Genomic DNA, 5,937 nt, shown 5'->3' with positions numbered 1-5,937 from the left:
GGAACGTCGAGTTCTGCGTGGTGGCCTGATTCGCCAGCGCCTTGCTCACTGCTCCGTCCAGCTTTTTCCCTCGTGGCGGAGCCACGAGGGAAAAAGATCCCGCAGCGAGAAGACGACTGAGGTTCCGCCACCCGACCCCCAAGCAAGAAGCCCCAAGAAACATTCCCCACGGGAGGGTGTGGTGCACGTTCGGGTGCTGCCCGCGGTGGCCGCCGTCGTGGTGGCGGTGGCCTTGGTGGTGCTGCTGTTCGTGCCCTACGTCGCGCGGGAGCACCGCAGGCGCGGTGAACTGCGGCCCGGCACGTTGCTGCTGTTCCTGGCGGCGGTGCTCTACGCGCTCGGCCTGGTCGCCTACGTGCTGGTGCCGCTGCCGCCGGTGGGGCCGGGCTTCTGCGACGTCTTCGGGGAGCTGCGCCCGCAGTGGCGCCCGTTCGCCGGTTTCGACGGGCTCCGGCGGCCGGGCGACTGGGCGGAGCTGACCGGGTTGCTCGCCGATCCCGCGGTGCAGCAGTTCGGGTTCAACATCGTGCTGTTCGTGCCGCTGGGCATGTTCGTGCGGCACCTGCTGCGCGAGGGGTTCGGCGGGACCGTGCTCGCCGGGTTCATGGTGTCGCTGGGGGTGGAGCTCACCCAGATCACCGGGATCTGGTTCCTGTACCCGTGCCCGTACCGGCTGTTCGACGTCGACGACCTGATGGCGAACACCTTCGGCGCGCTGGTGGGCGCGCTGCTGGCCCGGGTCCTGCGGCTGGTGCCGGGCCAGCACAGCGGCACCGAGCCGGGTTCGCCGCGCCCGGTCGGGACGTACCGCAGGCTGCTCGGGATGGGCTGCGACGTGCTGCTGCTGTGGTGGCTCGGCGTGGCGTTGGCGCGCGGCGCGGATCTGCTGCTGCGGCTCGGCGGTGTGCGTCTCGATCCGGCGGCGCAGGTCTGGGTGGAATCCGCCGCGCTGTGGTTCGTCCCCGCCGTGCTGCTGCTGATCGCCACCGCCGCGGGCCGCGGCAGCACGCTCGGCCAGCACGCCGTGCTGCTGCGCTGCGTCGAGGACGGGAGCGGGGTCGAGGACGGGCGCGGGCCCGCCGTGCGCCGCGTGCTGCTGCGCTGGCTGGCGGGCCTGGGCGGGTTCGCGCTGGTGGAAGGCCTGATCAACGTGGTGTGGCCGGTGGCGGGCACCGCGTTCGCGGTGGCCTGGTTCGCGGTGCACGCGCTGTCGGTGCCGCGCAGCCACCACCACCGGGGGCTCACCGGTTCGTTGACGGGCACCGACGTCGTGGACTCCCGAGCGGTCAACGCGCCGGCGGAGTGACCGCAGGCGCGTTGACCGCTGTTCCGCCCGATCACGCGGCGGCGGGGTCCTGCTCGATCGGCTGCTGCTGAGCGGGCCCGTTGCCGGGGCCGCGTGCGCTGGAGCGGCCGAACACGAACCACAGCACGCAGCCGAGCACCGGCGCCATCACCACGATCAGCGCCCACACGGCTTTCGTGGCGCTGTCGGTCTCGGACCGGAAGATGCTCACGAGCGCGCCGATGAACAGCGCGAGGAAGCCGAGCGCGACGAGTCCGAGCCCGATGAGGAACAGGATGCTCCAGATCGTCTCGGGCGGGTTGTCGGCGGCGGTCTGGGCGAGGGCGAGCTGGGCGTTCAACATGGTTTCTTCCTCTCGATCGGGGTGGCGGCGCGGACGCCGCCGGAAGTCGCGGAGCGGTCGGGGGTCAGTGAGCGAAGCGCTTGCGGGCGTCGGAGCGGCCGACCACGAACCAGAGCAGGCTGCCGAGGAACGGCGCCAGGAACGCGAGCACGATCCACACGAGCTTCATCCCGCCGGACAAGCCGGAACCGAGGATGCTGATCAGCGCCGCGATGAACAGGACCGCGAACGCGGCGACCACCGCGAGCACGCCACCGGTGAGCGCCCACGCGCCGACCTGTTCCCCGGTGCTCGCGGCGAGCGCCGAGTGCTGCGCGATCAAGGACTTCATGGGGAGAGCTCCGTTCCTCGTTGGTCAGCGGGTTCCGTGCCGCCGATGAGATCCATGTTGTCCCGCGACGGGGTCCCCGCACGTCCGCACTTCGGGCCGAGCCGACTTGGCGGAAAGTCGTACGACACCGTGCCCTGAAGCGGGACGTCCCGCATGCCCGCTGCGGAGAACTCTGGTGGCCGGGAAAGGAGCCACACCATGATCACTGCGCAAGGGCTGACCAAGCGGCACGGGAGCACGACGGTCGTCGACGACCTCTCGTTCACCGTGCGGCCGGGCGTCGTCACCGGATTCCTCGGGCCCAACGGGGCCGGGAAGTCCACCACCATGCGGCTGATGCTGGGCCTCGACCACGGTCGCGGGCGCACCACGTTCGGCGGGCGGACCTACGGGGAGCTGGCGGATCCGCTGCGCACCGTCGGGACGCTGCTCGACGCGGGTGCCGCGCATCCGGCTCGGACCGCGCGCGACCACCTGCGGATGGTCGCCGCGAGCACCGGTATCCCGGACTCGGAGGTCGATCGGGCGCTCGCGGCGGTGGGGCTGGAGTCGGCGCGGTCGCGGCGCGCGGGGAAGTTCAGCCTCGGCATGCGCCAGCGGCTCGGGCTCGCCACCGCGCTGCTCGGCGACCCGGAATATCTGATCTTGGACGAGCCGGCGAACGGCCTCGATCCGGAGGGGGTGCACTGGATGCGGCGGTTCCTGCGCGGCCTGGCCGCCGAGGGGCGCACCGTGTTCGCGTCCTCGCACCTGCTCTCGGAGATGTCGCAGCTCGCCGACGACCTGGTCGTGATCGGCGGCGGCAGGTTGATCGCCGCGGCGTCGGTGCCTGGCTTCATCGCGCGGCACGCGCCGAGGGGCACGTTGGAGGACGCGTACCTGGCCGCGACGTCGGCGACCGTCCAGTACCGGGGATACGAGAGGAACGCGGCATGAACCTGCGCTACGACACCCACCACGACCCGCGCGGCGTGGACGGCCCGACCGTGCGGCACGAACCGGTGCGCCCGGCGCCACCACGTCCCGGATCGCGCGATTCCTCCGGAGCACGACCGGGTTTCGGCGCTGCGCTGCGCTACGAGTGGACCGGTCTGCGGACGTTGCGCGCCCCGTGGCTGCTGGCCGGGGCGGCGCTGCTGCTGCAAGTGCTCGTAGCCGTCTACACCATGACCAAGGACCTCAGCGCGGCCGAGGCGTTCGACCAGTCCTTCGCGCTGACGCCGAAGCTGGCGGCGCTGCTGGTCGCGGCGATCGGCGTGAACGTGTTCGCCACCGACTACCGGAACAAGACGATCACCACCACGCTGCTGGCGGTGCGCTCGCGCACCCACGTGGTGCTGGCGAAGACCGCCCTCACCGCGGCGGTGGGCGCGGTGGTCTCGCTCGCCGCGGTGGCGATCACCTACGTGCTGCTGCGGCCCGGTGATCTCGCGATGGTCTCGACCGTCGGCGCCGGATTGCTGCTCTACGTGGTGCTCTCGGCGCTGTTCGGGCTCGCGCTGGCCGGGTTGACCAGGAGCTCCGCCGTCGCGCTCAGCGCGGTGCTGCTCGTGCCGCTGCTGCTGGAGCCCATGCTGGTGCTGACCTCGCGCCTCGAGCTCGCGGCGCTGCCCTTCGCCGCCACCGCGCAGCTGTTCCAGAACCCGGACGCGGCGAGCTGGTGGATGCCGCTGCCGCTGCTGGGGATCACGGCCGCGTTGTCGGTGGCCACGACGGTGCTGCTGTCCCGGCGGGATGCGTGATGTCGCTCGCCGAGACCGACCCCTACCTTGGTCGGGTGCGTGAAAACGGGAAGTGGGCCGCTCGGCTGGCCTTGTGGGACGGCAAGTTCCGATCGCTGCTGCTGGATCTGCTGATCGCGTTCCTCGCGGTGGCCACGCCGGACGATCCGGCGGTCTGGCAGCAGTGGGTGCTGATCCCCGGCAACGCGGCGCTGTTCGGCGCGATGCTGCTGCGCAGGCGGTTCCCGCTGGTCGCGGTCGCGGCCGCCTCGGCCCACTCGCTGCTGGTGGGTACCGACGGCGGGGCCACGGGCATGGTGGTCGCGATGTACACGCTGGCCAGTCGCCGCGGGCCGACTTCGGTCACGTGGATCGGCGCCGGGATCGTCGCCGCTTCGCACGTGGTGCGGGTGCTGCTGCCGGGCAACGGGGCGCTGTGGTCCGACGGCCCGTTCACGGTGGTGCTGGGCGTGCTCGCCGGGTTCGCGATGATCGCGGCGCTGCCGCTGCTGCTCGGGTTGTGGCTCTACTCGCGCAGGGACCTGCTGACGAGCCTGCGGGAACGCGCGGTGCAGGCCGAGCGGGAGCGGGATCTGCTGGCGGAGCGCGCGGTCACCGCCGAGCGGCGGCGCATCGCCCGCGAGATGCACGACGTGGTGGCCCACCGGGTCAGCGTCATCTCGTTGCAGGCGGGGGCGTTGACGATGACGGCCACCGACCAGCGCACCGAGGAGGTCGCCGAGGTGATCCGGGTGTCCAGCTCGGCCGCGCTCAGCGAGCTGCGGGAGATGCTGCGGGCGCTGCGCGACGATGCCGAGAACCCCGGTGGCGACCACGCGGCACCGTCCTTGGACGGGTTGCGGGACCTGGTCGAGGATTCGGTCGCGGCGGGCGCGGACATCGCGCTGGACATGCCGCAGGAGTTGCCGGAGACCTCCGCGGTGGTCGGTCGCGCCGCGTACCGCGTGCTGCAGGAGGCGTTGACGAACGCGGGCAAGCACGCCCCCGGTTCGCCGGTGCGCGCCGAGATCCTCGCCGCCGCCGACGGCCTGGTGGTGGAGGTGACCAACCAGCGCGGCGCGGGCACGACGGTGGTGGAGGGCTCCGGCTACGGCCTGATCGGCATGCGGGAGCGGGTCACCCTCGCGGGCGGCACCTTGCAGGTCGGCCGCACCGACGACGACGGCTACCGGGTGCGAGCCGCGTTCCCGGTGCTGGAGGGCGCGAACGCATCCTGACCGTCCACAGAGGAACGTGACCGCGCTGTCCGGTTCCGGGACACCTTGAGGAGACCGGGACCGGGCTGGATACCGTGGGACGGCAACGTCGTCGGGCGCGGGGAGTCACGTGGGCATCAGGGTGGTCCTGCTGGAGGACGAGGAACTGGTGCGCGGTGGCATCCGCCTCATCCTCGAATCGGATCCGGGCATCGAGGTGGCGGCGGAAGCCCCGGACGGCTCGGGTGTGGTCGAACTGGTCGCCAAGCACCGGCCGGACGTGGTGCTCACCGACATCCAGATGCCCCGCGTCGACGGCCTGGAGGTGACCAAGCGGGTCACCGCGCTGCCCGAGGCGCCCGCCGTGCTGGTGCTGACCACGTTCGACGTCGACGAGTACGTGCACGCCGCCCTGCAGGCCGGGGCTTCCGGGTTCCTGCTCAAGGACACGCCGCCGCGCGAGCTCGCCGCCGCCGTGCACACCGTGGCCTCCGGCGAGGCGATGCTCTCGCCGCGGATCACCAAGCGGCTGCTGGGCACGTTCGCCGCGGGCAAGGGAAGCTCCGACGCCCGCGGCAAGATGGACCAGCTCACCCCGCGCGAGCGGGAGGTGGCGATCGCCGTGGCGCAGGGCCTGAGCAACGCGGAGATCGCCGCGCACCTCTACATGAGCGCCTCCACCGTGAAAGTCCACATCGGACGGATCATGGGCAAGCTCGGCGCCTCGAACCGCACCCAGGTAGCCATCGTCACCCACGACGCAGGTCTAGCCTGACCCGCCGCCGGAACGGCCCGCGCGGCGGGCCTCATCACCTTTTCCTTGATCCTGTCCTTCCAGGTGAGCGGCGTTGTGGGTCTTTGTCCTGTCAGCGGCGAAGCCGCTGAGCAGCGACCACCAAAGCAAAAAGACCACCCGCGGGTTCTCAGTGGCTTCCTCGCGAGGACAGCTTTTTCCCTCGTGGCGGAGCCACTCGGGAAAAAGATACCGCAGCGAGGAAGCCACAGAGGGTAAGCCACCA

The 5,937-nt window shown here is 71.5% G+C and carries 7 protein-coding genes and 1 pseudogene; 5 read left to right on the top strand and 3 right to left on the bottom strand.

Going from position 1 to position 5,937, the window contains the following annotated elements:
- The first annotated feature begins 181 nt into the window (after positions 1 to 181).
- Positions 182 to 1,306 (top strand): VanZ family protein, encoded by a 1,125-nt coding sequence (locus ACWD38_RS29915; protein WP_450125410.1) that lies wholly within the window; start codon positions 182 to 184, stop codon positions 1,304 to 1,306.
- A gap of 31 nt (positions 1,307 to 1,337) precedes the next feature.
- On the opposite strand, the gene ACWD38_RS29910 is transcribed toward ACWD38_RS29915, so the two are convergent.
- Both ACWD38_RS29910 and ACWD38_RS29905 read right to left on the bottom strand, forming a co-directional pair.
- Positions 1,338 to 1,649, bottom strand: coding sequence for a PLD nuclease N-terminal domain-containing protein (locus ACWD38_RS29910; RefSeq protein WP_450125409.1), 312 nt, complete (start codon positions 1,647 to 1,649; stop codon positions 1,338 to 1,340).
- Positions 1,650 to 1,713: 64 nt separating this feature from the next.
- Entirely contained in the window at positions 1,714 to 1,980 is a 267-nt protein-coding gene (locus tag ACWD38_RS29905; RefSeq protein ID WP_450125408.1) for a PLD nuclease N-terminal domain-containing protein, read from the bottom strand.
- A gap of 198 nt (positions 1,981 to 2,178) precedes the next feature.
- Between ACWD38_RS29905 and ACWD38_RS29900 the strand changes: the two are divergent.
- The 4 genes and pseudogenes from ACWD38_RS29900 to ACWD38_RS29885 all read left to right on the top strand — a co-directional run.
- Positions 2,179 to 2,826 (top strand): annotated as a pseudogene (locus ACWD38_RS29900) (ATP-binding cassette domain-containing protein); the annotation flags it as partial.
- A gap of 86 nt (positions 2,827 to 2,912) precedes the next feature.
- Complete coding sequence (locus ACWD38_RS29895) at positions 2,913 to 3,722, top strand: ABC transporter permease (RefSeq protein WP_450125407.1); 810 nt, start codon at positions 2,913 to 2,915, stop codon at positions 3,720 to 3,722.
- A 35-nt stretch (positions 3,723 to 3,757) separates the two neighbouring features.
- A complete protein-coding gene (locus tag ACWD38_RS29890; RefSeq protein ID WP_450125406.1) occupies positions 3,758 to 4,939 on the top strand; it encodes a sensor histidine kinase in 1,182 nt (393 codons plus the stop codon).
- Positions 4,940 to 5,048: 109 nt separating this feature from the next.
- Positions 5,049 to 5,693: a response regulator gene (locus ACWD38_RS29885; RefSeq protein ID WP_184481630.1), complete on the top strand. Its 645-nt coding sequence runs from the start codon at positions 5,049 to 5,051 to the stop codon at positions 5,691 to 5,693.
- Here ACWD38_RS29885 and ACWD38_RS29880 read toward each other — a convergent pair.
- The coding region (locus ACWD38_RS29880) for a hypothetical protein (RefSeq protein ID WP_450125405.1) at positions 5,685 to 5,937 on the bottom strand (253 nt) is incomplete at its 5' end. The two genes, ACWD38_RS29885 and ACWD38_RS29880, sit on opposite strands and share 9 nt — an antisense overlap.

This window comes from Saccharopolyspora sp. NPDC002578, from assembly GCF_053592695.1.
Note: the sequence above shows the minus strand (reverse complement) of the source record. Positions and strands in the feature narration are given on the sequence as shown.